The sequence below is a fragment of the Kordiimonas sp. SCSIO 12610 genome (genome assembly GCF_024398015.1).
GTDB lineage: Bacteria > Pseudomonadota > Alphaproteobacteria > Sphingomonadales > Kordiimonadaceae > CANLMI01.
In genome coordinates this window covers 185,864-204,923 of record NZ_CP073747.1, presented here as the reverse complement: position 1 = coordinate 204,923, position 19,060 = coordinate 185,864, and the positions used below count along the sequence as shown (strand labels likewise).

The 19,060-nt window shown below is 45.2% G+C and carries 21 protein-coding genes; 9 read left to right on the top strand and 12 right to left on the bottom strand.

Going from position 1 to position 19,060, the window contains the following annotated elements:
- Positions 1-39 precede the first annotated feature (39 nt).
- The 4 genes from KFF44_RS01035 to KFF44_RS01020 all read right to left on the bottom strand — a co-directional run bounded on the left by KFF44_RS01035 (position 40) and on the right by KFF44_RS01020 (position 2,592).
- Positions 40-543 (bottom strand): periplasmic heavy metal sensor, encoded by a 504-nt coding sequence (locus KFF44_RS01035; RefSeq protein ID WP_255936347.1) that lies wholly within the window; start codon positions 541-543, stop codon positions 40-42.
- Positions 534-1,031: a hypothetical protein gene (locus KFF44_RS01030; RefSeq protein WP_255936346.1), complete on the bottom strand. Its 498-nt coding sequence runs from the start codon at positions 1,029-1,031 to the stop codon at positions 534-536. Before KFF44_RS01030 ends, KFF44_RS01035 begins: the two co-directional genes overlap by 10 nt.
- 8 nt (positions 1,032-1,039) lie before the next feature.
- Positions 1,040-1,615, bottom strand: a complete 576-nt coding sequence (locus tag KFF44_RS01025; RefSeq protein WP_255936345.1) for a sigma-70 family RNA polymerase sigma factor — start codon at positions 1,613-1,615, stop codon at positions 1,040-1,042.
- 68 nt (positions 1,616-1,683) lie between these two features.
- Complete coding sequence (locus KFF44_RS01020) at positions 1,684-2,592, bottom strand: histone deacetylase (protein WP_255936344.1); 909 nt, start codon at positions 2,590-2,592, stop codon at positions 1,684-1,686.
- A gap of 136 nt (positions 2,593-2,728) precedes the next feature.
- On the opposite strand from KFF44_RS01020, the gene KFF44_RS01015 reads away from it, so the two are divergent.
- Complete coding sequence (locus KFF44_RS01015) at positions 2,729-4,048, top strand: MATE family efflux transporter (protein WP_255936343.1); 1,320 nt, start codon at positions 2,729-2,731, stop codon at positions 4,046-4,048.
- A gap of 21 nt (positions 4,049-4,069) precedes the next feature.
- Here the strand turns inward: KFF44_RS01015 and arsC are convergent, their stop codons facing one another.
- Positions 4,070-4,414 (bottom strand): arsenate reductase (glutaredoxin), encoded by a 345-nt coding sequence (gene arsC, locus KFF44_RS01010; RefSeq protein ID WP_255936342.1) that lies wholly within the window; start codon positions 4,412-4,414, stop codon positions 4,070-4,072.
- A 146-nt stretch (positions 4,415-4,560) separates the two neighbouring features.
- On the opposite strand from arsC, the gene metZ reads away from it, so the two are divergent.
- From metZ to KFF44_RS00990, 4 genes are all read left to right on the top strand, one after another.
- Positions 4,561-5,769 carry an O-succinylhomoserine sulfhydrylase gene (gene metZ, locus KFF44_RS01005; RefSeq protein WP_255936341.1) on the top strand — a complete coding sequence of 403 codons (1,209 nt, stop codon included), beginning with the start codon at positions 4,561-4,563 and terminating at the stop codon, positions 5,767-5,769.
- A gap of 17 nt (positions 5,770-5,786) precedes the next feature.
- On the top strand, positions 5,787-6,212 hold the full coding sequence (gene apaG, locus KFF44_RS01000) for a Co2+/Mg2+ efflux protein ApaG (protein WP_255936339.1): 426 nt from the start codon (positions 5,787-5,789) through the stop codon (positions 6,210-6,212).
- 11 nt (positions 6,213-6,223) lie between these two features.
- Entirely contained in the window at positions 6,224-7,672 is a 1,449-nt protein-coding gene (locus tag KFF44_RS00995; protein ID WP_255936338.1) for a TrkH family potassium uptake protein, read from the top strand.
- 103 nt (positions 7,673-7,775) lie between these two features.
- Complete coding sequence (locus KFF44_RS00990) at positions 7,776-8,585, top strand: hypothetical protein (protein WP_255936337.1); 810 nt, start codon at positions 7,776-7,778, stop codon at positions 8,583-8,585.
- Between the two features lie 20 nt (positions 8,586-8,605).
- Here the strand turns inward: KFF44_RS00990 and KFF44_RS00985 are convergent, their stop codons facing one another.
- Positions 8,606-9,022, bottom strand: a complete 417-nt coding sequence (locus KFF44_RS00985; protein ID WP_255936335.1) for a tellurite resistance TerB family protein — start codon at positions 9,020-9,022, stop codon at positions 8,606-8,608.
- Positions 9,023-9,067: 45 nt separating this feature from the next.
- The gene (locus tag KFF44_RS00980) at positions 9,068-11,896 is read right to left on the bottom strand and encodes an ATP-dependent DNA helicase (RefSeq protein WP_255936333.1); all 2,829 of its coding nucleotides are present in this window, start codon (positions 11,894-11,896) and stop codon (positions 9,068-9,070) included.
- Between the two features lie 169 nt (positions 11,897-12,065).
- On the opposite strand from KFF44_RS00980, the gene KFF44_RS00975 reads away from it, so the two are divergent.
- Complete coding sequence (locus KFF44_RS00975; protein ID WP_255936332.1) at positions 12,066-13,649, top strand: lysine--tRNA ligase; 1,584 nt, start codon at positions 12,066-12,068, stop codon at positions 13,647-13,649.
- A gap of 68 nt (positions 13,650-13,717) precedes the next feature.
- Positions 13,718-14,221: a fasciclin domain-containing protein gene (locus KFF44_RS00970; RefSeq protein ID WP_255936330.1), complete on the top strand. Its 504-nt coding sequence runs from the start codon at positions 13,718-13,720 to the stop codon at positions 14,219-14,221.
- Positions 14,222-14,304: 83 nt separating this feature from the next.
- On the opposite strand, the gene KFF44_RS00965 is transcribed toward KFF44_RS00970, so the two are convergent.
- From KFF44_RS00965 to hrcA, 5 genes are all read right to left on the bottom strand, one after another.
- The gene (locus tag KFF44_RS00965) at positions 14,305-14,496 is read right to left on the bottom strand and encodes a helix-turn-helix transcriptional regulator (protein ID WP_255936328.1); all 192 of its coding nucleotides are present in this window, start codon (positions 14,494-14,496) and stop codon (positions 14,305-14,307) included.
- Positions 14,493-14,876: a hypothetical protein gene (locus KFF44_RS00960; RefSeq protein WP_255936327.1), complete on the bottom strand. Its 384-nt coding sequence runs from the start codon at positions 14,874-14,876 to the stop codon at positions 14,493-14,495. The genes KFF44_RS00965 and KFF44_RS00960 overlap by 4 nt, the downstream gene beginning before the upstream one ends.
- An 11-nt stretch (positions 14,877-14,887) precedes the next feature.
- Positions 14,888-15,751: an alpha/beta fold hydrolase gene (locus KFF44_RS00955; RefSeq protein WP_255936326.1), complete on the bottom strand. Its 864-nt coding sequence runs from the start codon at positions 15,749-15,751 to the stop codon at positions 14,888-14,890.
- 154 nt (positions 15,752-15,905) lie between these two features.
- On the bottom strand, positions 15,906-16,496 hold the full coding sequence (gene grpE / locus KFF44_RS00950; protein ID WP_255936324.1) for a nucleotide exchange factor GrpE: 591 nt from the start codon (positions 16,494-16,496) through the stop codon (positions 15,906-15,908).
- 43 nt (positions 16,497-16,539) lie between these two features.
- Complete coding sequence (gene hrcA / locus KFF44_RS00945; RefSeq protein ID WP_255936322.1) at positions 16,540-17,580, bottom strand: heat-inducible transcriptional repressor HrcA; 1,041 nt, start codon at positions 17,578-17,580, stop codon at positions 16,540-16,542.
- A 147-nt stretch (positions 17,581-17,727) separates the two neighbouring features.
- Between hrcA and rph the strand changes: the two genes are divergently transcribed.
- Entirely contained in the window at positions 17,728-18,444 is a 717-nt protein-coding gene (gene rph / locus KFF44_RS00940) for a ribonuclease PH (protein ID WP_255936320.1), read from the top strand.
- A 10-nt stretch (positions 18,445-18,454) separates the two neighbouring features.
- Positions 18,455-19,060 (top strand): RdgB/HAM1 family non-canonical purine NTP pyrophosphatase, encoded by a 606-nt coding sequence (gene rdgB / locus KFF44_RS00935; RefSeq protein WP_255936318.1) that lies wholly within the window; start codon positions 18,455-18,457, stop codon positions 19,058-19,060.

Here is a 19,060-nt window from a genome sequence, read left to right as displayed (position 1 = left end):
TTTTAACAATGCCCTATACAGTTATCCATCAAGCGGCCTTTAACGTATACGAGGGCGTTCGGTATCTCGCTCTCTTCTTAAGCGTTCGCGAGGTCGACCTTCACCCCTGCGCCTAAATATATTGTCCGCAATTTTTTTGCGGGTTTCGTGATCAAGTTCAACAACGGTTCCTAGAAGAACCTCACGCACAGGGGCCTGTAATCTTAGGGAGTGGGAAGCATGAGCATCAAGCGCTGCACGCAGGGCCTCTTTATCAACAGTTTCTGCAGCCAGCAGATTTCTGATTTCCTGTTCAGCTTCACGGCGCGCCAGAAGTGTATCACGCAAAATAGGCCGTTTCTCACGCATAAACTCCCGAACTTCGCCTCGTGCATCTGGCGGTAGGTATCTTGCTATTTCTCTTAGGTTAAACTCTAATCGGCCAGAAGGTGGGGGGTGCTTATAGTCTTTCTTCCCCTTACCAATCCAAACACCTAAGACGAAGATATTAAAGGCGACAGAGACAACTAAAACCGCATAAATCCATTTTGATTTTAATTCCATAAATCATCTCCCCCAACCCAGTCATCATGGTCCTCTGCGCTCACAAAATATTCGCTGCTAATATCATAGCTGTCTTCATAAACACCTGCATCAAGCATGCCTTCTGATCCAATGAAAACACCAACAACCATCACCGCTAAACCCATCGCTGCTTGCGTCATAAACCCGCCCGGCGACATTAAAAACCGCATATCAAAAAGCGACCCCAAAAAGCCTCTTGGCTCTATATCAACCACCGATTTTGGTTGAGTATAATGATCAGGTACATTTTTAAGCTGCTTCATGAAAGACGTTTCATCATCAAAAGAAGTACCACTCTCTACCCAAAGTCTATCCATTTCAGCACGTTCGGAAAGATACTGTTTGCCCTCAGTTGATGATAAAAAAGACCGTGCACTTGATCTTAAACCCGCTGACCACGAATGAATATCGGTGCCATGCAACAATTCCAGTTCCTCATATTTTTCTGCATCCATAATTGCCATCATTCACACCTTTAAACCAATGTCTCCAATAGCTGGGCCTTTTCCTGCGCCAAAAGTTTCCTAAGGGCCGCACGTGCACGCACCAGCAGCGACTCGTACGCTTTTATGTTTAAGTCCATTATCTCAGCAGCTTCCATGTTACTTAATTGATCCATGTAACTCAAAGTAACGGCTATCCGCTGCCGCTCGGGCAAATTTTCAAGCGCAGTGTTCAACAGTTTATTTCGCCCCTGTTTTTCCAGCATACTATCTACACGTTCCGATGTATCAACCTCATCATAATTTTCAGGCAGTGCTGACGGGCGTTTTTTTCGTTTTTCATCCAAACATTTGTTCACAACAATACGGTAAAACCACGTAGAAAACTTTGCTTGACGGGCATCAAAACTATGCGCATTTGTCCATAATTTTATAAACGCTTCCTGCACCATATCTTCTGCAAATGACATATCACCAAGCAGTCGATACGCAATCATGCGGAACTGGCGTGCATATTTATCAACCAGCTTCGCATATGCTTGCCGGTTGCCAGAAACAATTGCTTCCACCAGTTCTTCGTCTGTCATGTTTAAAGCGTTCATCGCCATATTATACACATCTCTGTGCTGTCGTTTCCTAATGTACGTTTAAACTACCCTTTACCCTTCGATATATTTTAGCCCTGTCCATAATAAGTCGCTGCTTGTTCAAACAGTATATAATGCCTACGAGCAACTTCATAACGGTCGTCACCGTATCCACCGCCCATAACTGTTACCAACGGAATGGATCGTCCACAAACCTGGTCAAATACATACTTTTCGCGTGCGCACAGCCCGTCATCACTGAGGTTTAGGTGCCCCAATTTATCATCGATATGAGGGTCAACACCTGCGTTATAAAAAACAATATCTGGCTTATGGCCATCCAGCAGAACCGAAAGGTTTGACCTGAGTGTTTCCATATATACCGCGTCACCTACGCCGCGCATTAGGCCAATATCCAGATCACTAGAGGATTTTCGAAATGGGAAATTTTTTTCACAGTGCACCGAAAATGTATAAACACCTGGCTCCCTAGCAAAAATTGAGGCAGTGCCGTCGCCCTGATGAACATCCAAATCAATAATCAGGGCACGTTTAATCAAACCATCCAATCGCAATTGCGCGATAGCCACCGCAACATCATTAAACACACAGAAGCCAGAACCAAAACCTGCATGTGCATGATGACTACCACCTGCCGTATTACAAGCCAGCCCATAGTCTAATGCCAATTTAGCCGCCAAATATGTACCCCCGGTGCCAAGCCGTGGCCTTATATGCAATTGATCGGTCGCTGCTAACCCGATCCTTCTTAATGATGACGGATCTAGTGCTAGGTTAATCACGTCATCAACATACGCAGTATCATGTACGAGTTTTAAACTTTTAACAGGGATCGGCTCTGGCTCGAAAACTTTGGTTTTACCCACCAATTCACTAGCCACAATCAAATCCATTAAGGCCGCATACTTGCTTTCTTCATGCGACCCCGTTTTAGAGAGCGAAACGCGGTATCCGGCGTGATGTACAATAGGAAGCATGCTGTATCTGTTTTCAAAAATCGTTTATTCAGGACGTTATCGAGTTTATTCTTATATCAAATGCATGTATGCAGGAAACTATCTAGGTTGATACGATATTGTATGCCGTCAGGTTTTATTGCGTCGGATTGATAATTTGACTGACACTGCTAACCCACATAAGAAAATATGGCAAATTGCGGGTCCCGCTATTGTTGCTAACTCAACAGCTCCTATCGTCGGGTTAGTTGATACATGGGCAATTGGGCATTTGCCCAAGGCAGAATATCTTGCGGCGATTGCTATCGGGTCAACAATTTTTACCTATATATTCTGGGCCTTTGGATTTCTGCGTATGGGAACCACGGGGCACGCAGCACAGGCATATGGTCAGAAAAACAAAAATCTTCTGGCGCAACTTTTCATTCGATCATCAATAATCGGACTGGTAATTGCAATAGTGCTGCTTCTATTTCAGCCGCTTATTCTTAAAGCTGCACTATGGGCGCTGCACCCACCCGAAACTGTGCATATATCCGTGACTGCCTATTATGATATTCGCATCTGGGCAGCACCCTTCACCCTTTTCTTATATACTGCAAATGGGTTTTTAATTGGTGTATCAAAAGCCAAATCAGTTCTCGTTCTTCAGCTGGTTCTGAACATAAGCAATATGTGCCTTAACCTGATTTTTGTCATTGGCCTTAAAATGGATGTTGCTGGCGTCGCTCTTGGAACGTTAATCGCTGAAGCCATCACGGCCTCAATTGCCCTAGGCCTTATCGTTAAGCATATTAATTTTAAATCGCTCAGCAAACCCATATCGTCGAAACTAATCTGGAATTACAACGCCTTTAAAGCCCTCATGAGCACAAATTTTTACCTGATGATCAGGACACTTCTTCTGATCACGGTGCTCTCTATTGTAACAAGGCAGGCCGGGCAGATCGGTTCAGTAGAATTGGCAGCGAGTCAAATTCTCTCAACATTCTTTATGCTGATCAGTTTGGGGTTAGACGGGTTTGCCTATTCAGCAGAAGCACTTGCTGGAGCTGCGTTTGGAGCAAGAAAGAAACGAGCCTTCGAAACATGGGTTCGCTTAGGCTTTTTCTGGGCTATTATTGCTGCACTGTTATATTCAGTAATTTTTTGGGGTCTTGGGCACTATATCATCAACACCCTTACTGATATCAGCGCAATAAAAAACGTTGCCACGACTGCCATGCCGGCCATAATCGCGCTTCCAATTGCCTCGGTTTGGTGCTTTCAGTTTGATGGAATATATATCGGCGCCACAGCAAGCAAAGCCATGATGATTACCATGGCTATTGCCTTTTTTGTTTTCCTGATTGTCGTATTCCCACTCTCAACGCGCTTTGGTCTTTGCGGGATATGGTTCGCCCTCGGGATATTTATGCTCTCACGTGGATTGGCTCAAGCAGTTCACTATCCAAAACTGAAATCAGGACTGAGTTGAACAAAATTGTTCTTATAAAAATCAGAGAATTTCGAGAACATTTTCTGGTGGGCGGCCGAGGCGCGCTTGCCCATCCTTAATTACAACAGGCCGCTCAATCAGCTTAGGTGTTTTAACCATAGCCTCGATCAAGGCATCATGATCAGACACACTCGAGAGACCTTGGTCTTTATAATCTGCTTCGCCTGTTCGCATCAATGCCCGAGGTTCTATACCAAGCATATCAAGGACATTTTTAATGTCTTCCGCTGTTGGTGCATCATCTAAATATAAACGCACCTCAGGTGTTAGGCCTTTTTCTTCAATCAAAGCGAGGGTTTGACGGGATTTACTACAACGGGGATTATGCCAGATTGTTAAACTCATTTTCTTCATCCTGATAAAAACACTATGCTTTCGATATAATCGGAAAAAAAACAAATAACAACGCTTGACGAACGCCTGCGAACAAGGCCACTTAGTCGCCTCAAAATATTACAGCCACTTATAGGTATACGTAAGGGAATATCCCAATGAAACATAGATCAGCGATAGATCGCAAAATCACATCAAAATGGTCAAACCAAACGCAATTGGTGCGGGCAGGGTCTATGCGATCGAACTTTGATGAAATGGGCGAGGCATTATTCCTGACATCTGCATTTGCCTATGAAACCGCCGAGGAAGCCGAAGCACGATTTGATGGACGCTCAGAAGGGTTCACATACTCACGGCAGACTAATCCAACAGTTAGCATGTTCGAAGAGCGTATGGCCCTTATCGAAGGGGCGGATATTGGCCGCGCTACAGCTACTGGCATGGCCGCTATGACCGCTGCACTTCTCTGCCAATTAAAGGCGGGGGATCATGTGCTTGGTGCTCGTGCCCTTTTTGGGTCTTGCCGGTGGTTAATGGATGAATTGTTGCCGCGGTATGGTATTGAAACTACCGTAATCGACGGTACTGATATTGACGCTTGGAAAAACGGCGTTCAAAGCAACACCAAGGTTTTGTTTCTGGAAACCCCTGCTAATCCAACACTTGAAATTGTTGACCTTAAGGCTGTTGCTGATATTGCGCACGAAAATGGTGCTAAATTGGTTGTTGATAATGTATTTGCAACACCGATCCTGCAAAAACCAATGGATTTTGGCGCTGATATTGTTTGTTACTCCACAACAAAACATATTGACGGCCAAGGACGCTGTTTGGGCGGTATGATCCTGACAGATCATGCGTTTGACGAAGAATTTCTATACCCATTTTACCGGCACACAGGGTGTGCTATGTCACCGTTCAATGCATGGATAATGCTAAAAGGACTTGAAACATTGGGCCTCAGGGTCAATGCAATGTGTGATAATGCGGAACAAATCGCTGCAAATATTAGCGACAAACTAGATGATGTTCGCCATCCATCGCTCACCACCTTCCGTGACCGTGACCTGGCTGCACAACAAATGACGCGGGGCGGCACTATGATCGCGTTCGAACTACCTGGCGGACGGGACCAGGCCTTCAAATTTATGAACAGCCTTGAAATTGTTGATATTTCTAACAATCTAGGGGAAGCAAGGTCAATCGCCACCCACCCATGGAGCACGACCCATAAGGCACTTCAAGAAGACGCACGGCTAGAGCTCGGGATAACACCCGGTTTAATTCGTTTTTCCTGCGGCCTTGAAGACGGTGATGATTTAGTGAATGATGTTATGCAGGCACTTGAAAAGGCAGGCCTTTAAAGGCACGGAGAATTGCGTTGGATAATGAAGACCATATCGACGGCGTTTTAACGTTTGAAGAAGTAACCGAAAACATCAGGGTTGCGGTACAATCCTATTTCCTGACAGAACATTCAAAGCCTGAAAATAACGAGTATTTTTGGGCTTACCGTGTCAAAGTCATCAATGAAAGTGATGAAACTGTCCAGCTTTTGAACCGGCATTGGATTATAACAGATGGTCAAGGCGTCACAAAGGAAGTGCAGGGGCCTGGAGTTATCGGCGAGCAACCGTATCTTGAGCCAAGCCAGGAGTTTATTTACACAAGCGGTACACCGCTTGAAACACCAACTGGCTTTATGCGGGGTAGCTACCAAATGCGGCGCGGTGACCGTGACCTCTTTGACGTCACTGTTCCAACATTTTCACTAGATAGCCCCCACTGCGAAATGAACATCAATTAGGGAAGCGTTGTTTGCTGGATTTAAGACCAGTTTTTTATGCACTTGGTGCCTTTGTTTGCATGCTTGCCGTTAGTATGCTGATACCGGCTCTTGTTGATTTGTTTTTTGGCCACCCGGATTGGCCTACATTTTTGATTGCGATGTTCGTCAGTGGATCATTTGGCATTATGATGATGCTGGCAACACAGGGCAGCAACAAACAATTAAACCTTCGGCAGGCTTTTCTTTTAACAATTTCCGTATGGATTATTCTACCCGCTATTGCCGCACTACCGATGGCCTTTTCTATCTTGGACCTTAGTTATACTGACGCTTATTTTGAAGCCATGAGCGGCCTCACAACCACAGGCTCTACGGTCATTGTTGGCCTTGATGACGCTCCCCCTGGAATTTTGTTATGGCGGGCTATTCTTCAATGGCTTGGGGGTATTGGCGTTGTGGTGATGGCAATTGCAATATTACCAATGCTGCAAATCGGTGGGATGCAGCTTTTTAAAACCGAAAGCTTTGACACGTCCGAAAAAATATTACCCCGCGCCGGGCAAATTTCTGGTGCAATTTCTGGTCTCTATGTTGCCTTTACCGCCATTTGCGCAATTTTGATGATGCTCGTGGGCCTAAGCCCGTTTGACGCCATCGTTCACGCCATGACATCGATTGCAACAGGCGGTTTCTCCACCTCTGATGCATCCATTGGCCAATATGATAGTGTTGCTGTCGAGATGGTCTCGATGACTTTTATTCTAATAGGCTCACTACCTTTTATTTTATACCTTCAAGTTTTAAGGGGACGAACACTGGCATTATGGCGAGACCAACAGGTTAAAACCTTTCTTATCGCGCTGCTCACCCTCATTCTTGTAGTGGCTGTTTGGTTGATGGTTTTTAAGGGTTTCACCATTACCGAAGCCCTTCGTTATGGCGGGTTTAATATTGTCTCCATTATGACAGGCACAGGCTATGCCAGCACAGACTACGGTCAATGGGGCAGCTTTTCCGTTACATTATTTTTCTTTGTTATGTTCATTGGCGGCTGCGCGGGTTCAACGAGCTGTGGCATTAAAATCTTCCGCTTTCAGGTACTTTTTAAGTCCATGAAGGCATGGATCAATAAGACAATCCAACCAAATGGTGTCTTTATCCCACGGTACAACGGAAGCCCCATAGCGAGAGACGTCCAAAGCTCAGTTTTAAGCTTTTTAATATTATTTTTTGTTATTTTGATTGCACTAACGTTTTTAATATCCTTAACCGGTGTCGATTGGGTTACTGCATTTTCAGGCGTGGGGACGGCACTCGCAAATGTTGGACCTGGCCTCGGGGATATTATTGGACCAGCAGGAACGTTTAAACCGCTCCCGGATACTGCAAAATGGCTTTTGTCATTTACGATGTTAATTGGCAGGCTAGAGCTGTTTGCTGTACTCGTTCTTTTCACACCTACCTTCTGGCGCGGATAGCAAACTAACGCAATTGTTACGAAACCCGCGGTTTCGTTATGATCATGTTCATGTTTTTTCGCGTACCTTATATGCTAGCAATATGAATATTGAGGCATGAACCATGAAAGTATTTATCACCGCATCACTAATTGGTATTTTATCAACATCTGTTTTGGCGCAAGAAAATGCTGTCGGTTGGAACGAATTTAGAGACGGTAACTTTGAAGCCGCGGTTGCCGCATCGGCAACTGATGATAGTGCTGATAGCTTAACACTAAACTGTAGGTCAAACCTGGTCATCGGTGGCTTTCAAAGACAAGGTGACGAAGCAATATCAGCGCTTCATGAGGCAATTACATCCTGCCAGAAAGCCATAGATAAAGACCCTGACCATGTTATCGCGCGTATGAGTTACGCAATGGCGCTTGGTTTTGAAGGTAAAAGATTAAACAGCCCTTCACTTGCGACAAAGTCGAGAAAACAGATTGAACAAATCCTAGAGAAAAACCCTGATCATGCACTCGCTAATGGCGCGCTGGGCGGCTGGCACTCAGAAGTTGCTGCGGCAGGATTTCTTGCGCGCGTTGCCTTGGGTGCAAGAAGAAGCAAAGCCAAGACACAATTTGATAAAGCCGTTAATTCAGGAACACTCGATATTCCATTGAAGTTCGAATATATCCGTTATCTTGCACGCGGAAAAAAAGCGGAACGCGCTCAAGCCCTTCAGGAAATTGATACATTATTAGAATTAAAGCCCGGTTTTGCTTTTGAGGAAATGGTGCAGGAACGTGCGAAACAATTGCGTCCTGTTATCGAAGCCGGAAAGTCAAAAGCTATCAAGAAAATGCTTGACCAATTAAGTCCATTTTTTGGAATTACCAAATGGGGTACCAAGCAACCGGCTTATGATTTTGATAAAGAGGCTGGTTAACTCCAGCCCCTTACTATCTATTAGGCAGCAAATGTTTTTTGCCGCGCTGCAATACCGCGTTCAATCGCTGCTGCTGTCAAACGGTCAATATCCAGATAATGACGGAACATTTCGAGAAGCCTTAACTCCTCCTGACTAAGCGCGCCATCCGATGCCGCAATCTCACAGGCAAGCGCATACACCAAGTCAGTATGCGTATCATCAATCGCCTCTTCAATAAGGCCAAGCACAGCATCCAAACCCTCTTCGCTTTGAAGGATTTCTATGCAGCTTGCAGTATCAATCCGCAAACGTTCAACATTGTAATTTGTAAATGCTGGTAAATAACCAACAAGACCCGTCATACGGGTAAGCTCGCTATCGGTCATTTCATCATCAGAAGCCGAGACAACAACCATTGTGTAAACAAGGGCAGTTTCAGGGGTAATTGTGGACATTGCACACTCCTTTTTTTCGCAAGCTAGACCGAGGATGAAATTCCCTCAAGTTAAATCATCATTCCTGTCTGAATTATTCTCAGTCATTGTTTTTACAATTTGAATAGCATCTTTTAAACCAACCCGAAGCGGTTCTACACCATCAGGCAATCCTTCTAGGATCCGGCTCGGAGTCTGGCCATCAAGCATAACAAATGCACCCCGATCGTCCGCGCGCCTTACCAAACGACCAAAAGCTTGTGCGACCTTAAGTCTTGTGAGCATTTCATCATAATGACGGCCACCAAAATGCGCCCGACGGGCGCGGTGCAATATTGTAGGACGCGGCCAGGGAACGCGGTCAAAAACAATTAAACGCAGGCTATTGCCAGGTACGTCAACACCGTCCCGTACGGCATCGGTGCCCAGCAAACAGCTATCTGTATTTTCTCTAAAGATATCTACAAGTGTCGCTGTATCAATTGGATCGACATGCTGTGCGTAAAGATCAATCCCCATATCATCAAGGGGAGGTGCCAACCTGTCATATGTTGCACGTAATCTGGAAATCGCTGTAAATAGCCCCAATGCACCGCCATTTGACGCCAAAAACAGACCGCGATAAGCGCTAGCCACCTGTTCGGCATCCATTTTGTTTACATCAGTCACGATCAAAAACTTTGTCTGCGTTTTATAATCAAACGGCGATGGCACCATAAGGCGTTTTGGTGCTATGGATATATGCTCTAGGCCAACCCGCGCATCTGCACTTTTCCAGCTTTCATCATTTTCGCTGTCAATGGCTTTATCCCCGCGGTCACGAAGCGTTGCTGATGTAATCACCACACCATGTGCACGTTCCAAAACAACCTCAGCGAAAGGTTTGCTAGGGTCAATAAAATGACGATGCATGCCAATATCACGCTCACGCCCATCAAATCGCTCTACAGAAAACCAATCTACAAAGTCGTCTGGCGTTTTTTGTCCTATTCCTTCGGCCATCGACGCCCAAAGAGAGACCATATCTGCACGCAGTTTCAGGGAGCGAGCACTCGAATCTAACCGCCCTCTTGACGAGCTATCAAGGCTATCAGCTTCCTCGTCCAGCTTATTCAAAAGCTTTGCAGCGAGTGCAAGCATCGGTTTTGATAAACCAAGCAACGCATCCTGTAATTCAAGCCCCGCTTCGGTTAACCCCTCAACTGGATCTGCGGTGCTCACCTCGAGACCATATGGGCCCAGAGCATCAGAGCGCGCCATAACCTGTTCGCGTACTTTCATCAGAAAGGTTTCAAACCGCGAACTCGGCGCAGCAGAGGCTACACGCCCCAACCAATTATCTGTTGGCAAAATATGCGCCGCCTTAATAACTGCTTTCATTAATTCCTGTGCTTCTTGGTCGTCAGCAATTAATTCTTCTATTCGGTTTTGTATTCCTCTTGCACGTGTTGAACCACCACTTTCTTTACCGCGCAGCCACCGCCGCAATTCAGCCCCTTCCATACCTGACAAATGAGTAGAAAACGCGCTGTCCGCCGCATCAAACACATGATGCCCTTCATCAAATACAAACCGCTTGGGACTATCCGGATCATCAGCAGCCATTGCAGCCTGCGCCATAACAAGCGCGTGGTTTGCAACAACAAGATCAGCATGTCGGGCCTTACGGTTTACTTTTTCAATGAAACATTTCCTGAAATGCTGACACCCTGAATATAAACACTCACTACGCCGGTCGGTTAATCCTGCAATGCGCCCCAAACCAAAATGACCACCAAGCCAACTGGGGAAATCACCGCCAATCATATCTCCGTCACGGCTAAAACGCGCCCAGCGTGTAACCAAGCCCATCAGAACTTTATCACTATCAATCACGGGCATATTGGTTGATGCCCTGTCAGATACACCGCGCATCATCACTGCCCGCAATGTTTCTTCGATATTTAGCAGACACGCATAATTTTCCCGGCCTTTTCGAATAACCGCTCGTTTAGATTTGATCACCGGATCAGGGAATAGTTTAGACAGTTCCTGATCAAGCTGGCGTTGAAGGTTTTTCGTGTAGGTCGCAAGCCAAACAGGTGCATCATTTTTTTCAGCCCATACGCTTGCGGGGGCAATATATCCGAGGGTTTTTCCGGTTCCTGTTCCCGCCTCCAAAATTTGTAAATTCGGCCCATCCACTAACTCACGCGGTTTGAAGGCATGAGTAGCAGCAGCACTATAGCGTACCTGTGCCTCGCGGCTTTCAGAATTTGTGCCCAATATTTGTGCTAAACGACTTTTTGACTCTTCGGGCAAAACAGGTTCGTCACCCGCAGGTGGGGGCGGTATATTATCTTCCCATTCTTCTAAAAGGTGCCAAACCGCTAAACCATCACGCTCTCGCTTGGTATTGGCGCCCTTCGTCTCAGCGAAAGCGGAGAGGACATACACTCCCCACGGCCAACCTGCCTTTGCCATCATTGTTGCAACCGATACTGCCCCCTCCCGGTATCGATATGTTTCTGAGCAAATATCATCAAGTAGGCGTTCCGCAGCCTTTTGGATAGCAAGGCACGCATCATCATCGCTTTCAATCGTATCGTTAAGGGTTAACGCATTGAGCAAACCTGACAAAGTCGGCAAGCAAAACCGGGCCGGACGCACAAACGCATATAATTCTAGCACATCAAAAGCGATAATGCGCGGCAGGCCCAATCGCTTTGCAGTTAGAACACGGTTTATGAGAAGGTGCGGCGTTTTCGATATTCGCTCAGCGGCAACTTCAAGTGAAAGAGTTTCAAAAACGCCGTCTTCCGAGAGCGTAAAAGCATCTCGAACACCAACAACCATTATTGGTATTGTATAAAGGTCTGAAACCTCTGCTTCGGCATTTAGGATTAAATCTTCCATCACAGGAACATAGTAAGGTCACAGCTTAAAAAACAGTGCGAATAACAATTGCGTCAAAAATAAATGCTAACTAAAAGGCATTGCTTGACGGAAGCGGGCAGAAACCCTAGTGTCCGCTGCCAATTTACTGTAAACCAACTGATACATAAATTCAGAAAAGGTACCGATTATGACGAAAGATATTGATCTCGCTCTTGCTAGTAACGCCTGGCCCTTCAAAGAGGCAGAGAAGCTTGTCAAACGTTATAAATCAGGCGCACCAGACAAAGGTTTTGTGCTCTTTGAAACTGGATATGGCCCATCAGGACTTCCACACCTTGGGACCTTTGGTGAAGTTGCGAGAACCACAATGGTTATGCGCGCCTTTCAGGAAATTTCTGACATACCAACAAAACTGATCTGTTTTTCAGACGACATGGACGGACTACGCAAGGTCCCGACAAATGTCCCCAACCAAGACCTTTTGGCGGAAGCCATTGGGAAACCGTTGACGCAAGTGCCAGACCCGTTTGGCACACACCCAAGTTTTGGTGAGCATAATAATGCACGCCTTCAGGCATTTCTTGACCAGTTTGGGTTTGATTACGAGTTTTTATCATCAACTGACTGCTACAAATCAGGCCGGTTTGATGAAACGCTTTTGAAAATCTGTCAGCGATACGATAAGGTTATCAAGGTTATTTTACCAACCCTTGGTGAAGAACGGCGCCAAACCTACAGCCCATTCCTGCCCATTTGCCCGAAAACAGGTGTGGTTTTACAAGTTCCTGTAACAATCGAAGATGCGGAAACAGGGTCAATTTCCTTTAACGACAGTGACGGCGAGCGGGTCGAAACATTGGTTACCGGCGGCAATGTAAAATGCCAATGGAAGGTTGATTGGGCAATGCGTTGGGACGCACTGGATGTTGACTATGAAATGGCCGGCAAAGATTTGGATGAAAGTGTGAAACTTTCTTCAATCATTCGCCGTATTCTTGGCGGTCAACCGCCAGAAGCACTTAGTTACGAGCTATTTTTGGATGAGAAAGGTCAGAAAATTTCGAAATCCAAAGGTAATGGTATTTCAATAGAAGAGTGGCTTGCATATGCAAGCCCCGAAAGCCTCTCGCTTTACATGTATCAAAACCCGCGCAAAGCAAAGCGTTTGTATTTTGATGTGATACCAAAGGCTGTTGATGAATATTATACGTTTGTAGATAAATACAACGGTCAGGAACTGAGTGATCAGTATAAAAACCCCGCATGGCACATTCATGGCGGCATGGTGCCAGGTGAGACCTTGCCGATTAGTTTTGCATTACTATTGAATCTAGTATCAGCTGCCAACGCCGAAGATAAAGAAACCCTTTGGGGCTTCGTTGCAAAATATGCTGACGGCGCAAACGCAGAAAAATTCCCGGCACTGGATCGATTGATGGATTATGCCCTCAAGTATTTTGAGGACTTTGTTAAACCATCAAAATCCTATCGTCTGCCAAATGACCAAGAACTGACAGCATTTGAAAGCTTAAAATCCAGACTTGAAGCGTTTGACCTCGCTGAAAATGATGCTGAAACAATCATGACCGAGGTTTATTCTGCCGGCAAAGATGCTGAGTTTGAAAACCTCCGTGAATGGTTCAAAGCGTGCTACGAAGTTCTTCTTGGCCAAAGTCAAGGACCTCGGATGGGGGGATTTATTGCACTTTATGGGATTCCGCAAACACTTGAAATGATTGATAAAATCCTTTCCGGTGAAAAACTCTCGTAAATTGATTTTGATCCAGTAGGTTTTGATCGGCGTAGGTAGTTTTATCCATAACAAACGAGGATAGAATTATGACACCGATCAAAAAACTTGGACTAGCCCTAACTGTGATTGCAGCATTTTTTACGGCACCACTAGCCGCCGACCATCACGGCAAAAAGTCTGCCGATATTGTTGATACAGCCGTCAGCGCAGGTAGTTTCAACACGCTTGTTGCTGCTGTGAAGGCTGCAGGTCTTGTTGATACATTGAAAAGCGATGGGCCTTTCACTGTGTTCGCACCAACAGATGCCGCCTTTGCGAAACTGCCTGCTGGCACAGTAGAGAGCCTCTTAAAGCCAGAGAACAAGGATAAGCTTATCGCGGTACTCACGTACCATGTGGTTCCAGGAAAAGTTATGTCAGGCGACTTAATTGGTAAAAAGCTTGAGGCAGCGACAGCACAGGGCCAAAAGGTTGCTATCGACGCAACAGGTGGCGGTGTAAAAGTTGATGGTGCCAATGTTGTAACAGCCGACATTGCAACATCGAACGGCGTTATCCATGTCATCGACAGCGTAATATTGCCTAACTAGGTAAATAAACGCCAATCATAGACAAGCCTTGGCCCAACGATATCGGTCCAAGGCTTATCTTATTAGGTTTAAAGAAAATATGATTATTCCGGTTGGAAAATATCTTCAATATTGCACTCAAAAATCCGCGCTAAACTGAACGCCAAAGGCAAGCTAGGGTCATATTTTCCTCGTTCAATTGAATTTATCGTCTGCCTTGAAACATCCAATCTGTCTGCCAATGTCTGTTGGCTCCAATCCCGTTCAGCACGTAAAACCTTGATACGGTTTTTCATTGATATTTCCTTGTCACGTAAATCATGGCCAAACTTTGTGTCATATATAGTATTGGGAAAACCCAAACCATTGGAAGATGAGGGAAGCCAATCATTTCCATAAACCCATATGTGAAGGTTCCCATTCCAACAAGCAAAAACGAAATCAGCGTCGCTTCAAGCGCCTTCTTTCTTTGTAGTTCATCCCATGTTGTTGAAAACTTCAGCACAGCTCGAATAACCAATAATGCGGGCGCAGCACATGAAAATGCCATTAGTGTTTTAACCTCTATGGATAGTTCCCAGACTTTGATGGCAATATTGGTAGAAATTAAAATAACGATGTATAACCCGATGCCGATAAGCAGGTCTTTGAAATATTGTTTTGCTGCTGGTTTCATGATTTAGCCCCTTACTTCAAAAATTCAGTCAATATTTGATCAAATATGTTCTCTTGATCAATCATAATGAAATGAAAACTGTCATCGACCATTCTTATCTCAACAGTATCCAGATCGGCATATTGTTCCCTGTATATATTTTGTAAATCTACTTTAGAGAGCGGCATTTCGGGCGCATAAGCGGCAAGAACAGTGACATCACTTCGAATATTTTTAAGGTTTTGGCGATAATCAAGGCCAAAGGTTTCCATAAAGGCTTTAGCAACTGTTGCCTGATCCGACTTTTCTGACCATTTTATAAGCGTAGGTAGGAAGTCTTGTGACTTTAATAAAGTTGTCAGGCTTTGTCGTTGTTGTGCTAAAAAGGTATCCCTTGGCAAAGCTTGCATTTGTTTACCCAGAAACTTAGCCTGGCCCCCCGCTTGTTCTGGCGAAATTCCCGGCACAAACAAACCCGCCAAAAAAGGAATACTATCGACCACAAGTGTCTTTTTAACCAGATCGGGGTACCTTTCAGCCAACATCAGAGACATTAAACCGCCAATTGAGTGGCCAACAACATAAGCCTCCTGAACATTACTCTCTCGTAATACGTTTGCTAGTTCTTCAACTCGTAAACCCAGGAAACCCTCGGTTTCTTCTTTTGCAGCTGTTCCCGCAAAACCTGGCGCATGTAGAACAAAAATAGCGTGAGTGTCTTTATACTTTTCAACCCACCGATCCCATAATGCTCCATCCGAGGCCAGTCCTGGCAGAAAAACAAGAGCAGGCTTGGAATAATCACCATATTTTCGAACGTCTAGTGCCTGACACATTAAGGACACACCAAACAACACCATTATGAGAATGGCTTTTTGTATTAGAAATCGTATCACAAAACCCTCCTTATCAAGTTTACTTATTATTATGTAAAATACACTTTACATATAAGCTTGCTTGATATTTTGTCAAGTTTATTTGTCATTTTAATAGACATAAAAAAACCCTGCGTAAAAACAGGGTTTTGGAAAGTTACGTTTTTATCTGCTACTATGCTTCAGTATCGACCTTTGGGGCGCCACCTTTTGCGACACCAACCATTGCTGGGCGAAGCAAACGGTCTTTAATAATATATCCAGGCGCCACAACCTGCATCACAGTACCTGTGGGGTGTTCATCGGTTGGAACTTCAAACATAGCTTGATGAAGTTTATGGTCAAACTTTTCCCCAACCTCTGGCGATACTTTGGTAATACCATGTCGCTCCAACGTGTTCAAAAGCTCGCGCTCGGTCATTTCAACACCCTCACTGAAAGCTTTCATGTCATCAGCAACTTCTTCAGGCATACTATCCAAAGCACGGCGTAAGTTATCTGATACATTTAACATATCACGAGCAAACCCAGTGACTGCATACGCGTTAGCGTCCGCTTTATCTTTTTCAGCACGCCGCCGGACATTTTCCATTTCTGCCATTGTGCGCAGCAAACGGTCCTTTAGTTCACCAACCTCACTTTGAAGTTTCTCTATGAGCGTATCTTCACTCTCTTCAGCGGCTTCTGTTTCCTGCTGCTCTACTTCATCATTCGCAGCATCAAGTTCCGGCGCTTGTTCTTCTTCAAATTTTTCCTGCTCGCTCATTACAGCCTCTAATTTCTATAGTCACAGTTTCACAGTCATACATCTATAGAAGACGACCGACGACCTGTGCTGTATAATCTACCATCGGAATAATTCTGGCATAGTTTAACCTCGTGGGTCCTATCACACCGATCACTCCTACAACTTTGTTCGCACCGTTCATATAGGGAGAAACAACGAGAGATGAACCCGAAAGCGAAAATAAATTATTTTCCGCCCCAATAAACATGCGTACACCGCGCCCGTCTTTTGCCAAATCCAGCAAACGAATCAACTCTTTTTTTTGTTCCAGCTCATCAAACAGACCGCGAATACGGTCCAGGTCTTCCGCGGCTTCCAAATTTTCGAGCAGATTTGCCTGACCAGATACAATAAGCGATGCCGGACTGCCTACGTCATTTCCCGCCCAAACTGCAAGCCCTTCTTCAACAACCTTGCTCGTCAAGCCATCAAGCTCTGCCTGTCTTGCACTTAGCTCATAAGCAATCTGATTTTTAACATCGTCTATATTTTTACCTGCCAGGCGCGCATTTAAATAATTACTCGCCTGCACAAGAGTGCTTGGCGGCAATCCAGCGGGTAAATTAATAACTCTGTTTTCAACAGTTCCATTTTGCCCCACCAGAATTACCAGCGCCTTATCGGGGGCGATAGATACAAACTCGATATGTTGAATGGTCTGATCATGTTTTGGCACCATCACAAGCGATGTGCATTTAGAAAGGCCTGAAAGTGCCTTTGTTGCATCGCTTAATATGTCTTCAAAAACCCGGCCAGTTGCTGCACAGGTACCTTGGATACTCTCTCGTTCGGAATGGGTTAAATTCCCAACTTCCATCATCCCGTCTACAAATAGACGAAGGCCAGTATCCGTTGGTATTCGCCCTGCTGAAGTATGCGGTGATATCAAAAGACCAGATTGCTCAAGGTCAGCCATGACATTACGAATTGTCGCCGCAGAAAGGTCAATACCGCCAACCTTACTGATGGTCCGGGAACCAACAGGATCACCCGTCTCAAGATAGGTTTCAACGATATGCTTAAAAATCTCTTTTGATCGCTCGTTAAGCTGCGCAATATCCATCACTACTTCCTTTAGAAGCTGACTTTATTGTGGTCCATTCATATCGTCAATCAGGCTTTAAAATCTTGTGCTTTCTTCTTTGACTGCATCCTTAAGCCCGAGTAAAAAGAAGCCACAAATTTGATAAAAAACAAAAAGGGCAAGATTATGCGACCAAGTGGACGCGCTAATGATGAAATGCGTGCAATTGAAATGACCCCGGGGTTTGCCAAGCATGCAGAGGGCAGCTGTATGGTAAAGTTTGGGCATACGCATGTGCTGATTACTGCAACCTTCGAAGAACGGGCCCCTAGCTGGCTTCGCGACACAGGAAAGGGTTGGATTACAGCAGAATACGGCATGTTACCGCGCTCAACACATGGCCGTATGCCGCGTGAGGCTGCAAAAGGTAAGCAGTCTGGGCGTACACAGGAAATCCAGCGCCTAATTGGCCGCGCAATGCGTGCTGTTGTTGATCTTGAACTTTTGGGTGAACGTCAGGTTCGCCTCGACTGTGATGTAATTCAGGCCGACGGTGGTACACGTACAGCGTCAATTTCAGGGGCATATGTTGCCCTGCATCAATGTTTTAGCTGGATGCTTGAAAATGGCCATATCAAGGAAATGCCGTTTACAGACAGCATCGCCGCCATTTCCTGTGGTATTTATGAGGGCACTCCGGTTCTTGATCTTGATTATGATGAAGATAGCGCCGCCGAAACCGATGCCAATTTTGTGCTAACCGGCAAAGGCGGCATTGTTGAAATTCAATCAACAGCAGAAGAAGAGCCGTTTTCAGAAGAAGAGTTTCTTCGCCTTCTAAGGCTCGCCCGTATTGGATGCGATCAAATCAAATCTGCACAAGCGTCTGCACTTAACATTTAAAGGTTTCATTATGATAGATCATCGGCATTTTGATGGAAATACACTTGTTATTGCAAGCCACAACAAAGGTAAAGTCCGCGAAATTGGTGAACTTTTAGAGCCTTTTGGCGTTAAAACAATTTCTGCCGGTGATCTTGATTTACCAGAACCTGTTGAAGACGGTGATAGCTTTATTGCTAACGCTGAGATCAAAGCGATTGCGGCAGCAAAAGCCGCTAACCTGCCCGCACTATCAGATGATAGCGGCCTTGAGGTAGTTGCCCTAAACGGAGAACCTGGAATTTTTAGCGCGCGCTGGGGTGGGCCAGAGAAGGATTTCACCCTTGCAATGCACAAAGTGAATGAAGCAATGGGTAACAATGAAAACCGTACTGCAAACTTTACCTGTGCCCTCACACTTGCATGGCCTGATGGGCATATGGAAAGTTTTGAAGGCAAAGTTTTTGGCTCAATCACATGGCCAATGCGCGGTAATAAAGGTTTTGGATATGATCCATTTTTTATCCCAGACGGCTATGACATGACATTTGCTGAAATGGAACCAGCAAAAAAACACGCCATGAGCCACAGGGCAGATGCCTTTAAGCAGCTTATAGACGCTTGCTTTAAAAACTGA